General features: G+C 29.7%; 2 protein-coding genes. Both read left to right on the forward strand.

Annotation, left to right across the window (positions count from 1 at the left end; translation table 11 throughout):
- Positions 1-228 precede the first annotated feature (228 nt).
- The gene (locus tag OCHUTO_RS04705; RefSeq protein ID WP_232297011.1) at positions 229-2031 is read left to right on the forward strand and encodes a sodium:solute symporter family protein; all 1803 of its coding nucleotides are present in this window, start codon (positions 229-231) and stop codon (positions 2029-2031) included.
- Between the two features lie 257 nt (positions 2032-2288).
- Positions 2289-2444, forward strand: a complete 156-nt coding sequence (locus tag OCHUTO_RS06720; protein ID WP_232296921.1) for a hypothetical protein — start codon at positions 2289-2291, stop codon at positions 2442-2444.
- The last annotated feature ends 644 nt before the right edge of the window (positions 2445-3088 follow it).

The raw sequence follows: 3088 nt of genomic DNA on the forward strand, positions 1-3088 counted from the left end.
CTGAGTAATGCAGAACTTATTGGTAATAAAGGAGCTGTTTTATGTATATTAGCCATTATTACTTCATTATTAGAATCTATTAGAATTGCTATCTAAAACTGAGATTAAATACAATTATTGACAAGACTAGTATATTGAGTCACTATTTTTTAATAGATGTTAACTAATTATTTATGATGGTTGTTATGCATTTATAATTGCTAACTAAAGAATCAAAGGGAATTTAAAATGCCAGCGTTAAATATAGACCTAATTTTAGTAGGATTGTTCTTGATAATAAATTTAGCTATAGGGTTATGGTATGGTAAGGGAGTAAAATCTATAAAAGACTATGCTCTTGGTGGAAAAAATTTCAGCACAACTGCACTTACAGCAACTTTAATAGCTACCTGGGTTGGAGGTAGCACTTTTAATTTTGTGTTGTATGAAACATATGCTCTTGGAATACTTGCATTACTTTCTGTTATAGGGCACATTTTAAACTTTCTCATAACAGCTTATGTTTTAATTCCAAGAATGCAGGAATTTTTTGGTAAGTTGTCAGTTGCAGAAGTAATGGGAGATCTTTATGGCAAACATGTTAGAATTATTACAGCTACTTGTTCTATAATTAGAGCATCAACAAGAGTTGCTATGCAAGTTAAAGTTTTTTCTACTATGTTTAATCATTTTTTAGGGATAAATAGTTTATATGCGACTTTAATTAGTAGCATGGTAGTCATTATATATTCAGCTTTTGGAGGAATTAGAGCTGTAGTATTTACTGATGTTTTTCAGGCTTTAGCTTTTGGAGCTTTTATTCCGACTTTAGCAATACTTATTTGGAGTATGTTTGGTAGTTGGGAGTCTATAATAAATACTATAAATACTAATCCCATATTAGACTATAACATATTGCTAGACTATAATAATTATACTACACTAAAATATTATGGAATGTTTTTCTATTGTTTCATTCCTGAAATAAATCCAGCTATGTTTCATAGGGTTTTAATTGCTCGTAGTACAGTACAAGCAGCTAATGCTTTTAAAATTATGACTTTATTATATTTAGCGTTTTGCTTTTTTGCTGGTTTTATAGGATTAACATTACTCTCATCACATCAGACAATAGAAGCTACTAATTTAGTCCCATATATAATAGATAGCTACGCTTATACTGGATTTAAGGGATTAGTAGTAATCGGAATTTCTGCTATGATTATGTCAACAGCAGATTCATGGATTAATTCAGCTTCTGTTATGTTTGTTAATGATTTATGTAAGCCTTTAGGTTTATTTAAGAATAATTCAAAGCTAGAAATTATAACTGTAAGAATATTTGCTATATTTATTGGAATATTAGGATTATATATGGCATTGTCACAAAGAACACTGCTAGATATAGTACTGTTTGGGGCTAGTTTTTCGACTCCAATAGTAGGAATACCATTACTGTTTACAATTTTAGGATTTAGAACTACTACTAGAGTAATAGTAGCTGGAATGGTTGCTGCAATATCAACCACATTTGTTTGGAATAAATACTTTAATGCAGCGCTACCAATAGGTGATATCATACCAGCTACTATAGCAAATTTTACAGTAATGATGATAATGCATTATGGTCTTGGTGAGCCAGGTGGATGGGTTGGTCCTAGTGATCGTGGGCCGCTAAATGTTCTTAAAGAAAAACGTAAACAACAAATTAATACTATTTCTAGCTTCTTTAAATCGCTAGTAACTAACTTTAGTTGGAATAATATTTGTGCTTATTGTAATAATGAAACATTTCGTGGTAAGCACTATTATATTGAGTATGCGGCTGTTGCTCTATTATCATTAATGGTTATGTCATTATGTGGGCAAGTAAAACATAAAGCTACTTCAGCATGGTTGATTACTAAAATATCTATTACTCTTTTAGGATTGGTAATAACTACATTATTACTCTATAATAAGAAATGGAATGAAGATTTTCGAAATAAATATCTAGGCTTTATTTGGCATATTGCAATATTTTATACTTTAGTTTTAGCAATACTTTACTAACATTATTGGCGGTTCATCCCAATATTACTAATGTGTTTTATACTAACTTAGTTGTAACAGGATATTATTACAATGGCATACAGCTTTGTTATGATATTATTAGGTGTCCAGTTGGTACTGTAGTTTTTAATATGTTAGCTAGCTATGGAGGCTACTTAGTGATTATGATAAAGTTAATAATGACTTAGAATTATATGTTATGTGGGCAATAATATTATTAGCGCAATATTATTGCTATTAGATTAAGCAAAATCAGTTTGTTAGTAACACAAAATGTATGCTACACTAAGGATAATGTTGATGTACTTAATCTACGTTTAGATGATAAAAGTCAAAAAATGGAAGCACTTCTTGAGACTAAAAAATATATACTTAATAATTTAAGTCATGAAATAAAGTCTCCTTATCTGTAGCACGTACTGCATTAATTTACTGAATAAAAGCTACCAAAATACTATAAGAAGCGAGATTCTAGGAGAAAGAAAGAGTATTAACTATAATAACATTAGCTAATTCTGGTATTGAGAATTGTATCATATAGAAAATTTACTTGATTTATCGAATTGAACAAGGCGAATGTATTTGATATAGAGTTAAATAATTTTCAATTATGTTAAAAGAAATAGTTGCTGAATGTAGTAAACTCAACGTAACTGAAAACCATATAATTAGTTTAAATTATGTGATCAAGCTGAAACTATGTTTGAGTTTGATTATGCTAGAATAAGAAAAGTAATGCTAAATCTTATTTCAAATGCAATTCAATGCCCTTCTTTTTCTAGTATAGTTTTTAAATATGGGCTTTTATGAAAACTTGCATTGTCCATCACAACTACAGAATTATTAGGTAATTTCGGTATTAAATCATGTTTTACTCAACCGTTAAATAATATTACAGTCAAAAATTGATACGGTTAGCAGCGATTTATTATGTGCCTATAGTTCTTTTTGACGGATGCCAATCATGCATTCCGTAACATCTCATGCCTTCATATCCGTTAGTTCTAGGAGCACTAGAAATAAAACCGCTCTCTCATAAGACAATAACCTTTCCTTA

It is taken from the genome of Orientia chuto str. Dubai, from assembly GCF_000964595.1.
GTDB classification, from domain to species: domain Bacteria; phylum Pseudomonadota; class Alphaproteobacteria; order Rickettsiales; family Rickettsiaceae; genus Orientia; species Orientia mediorientalis.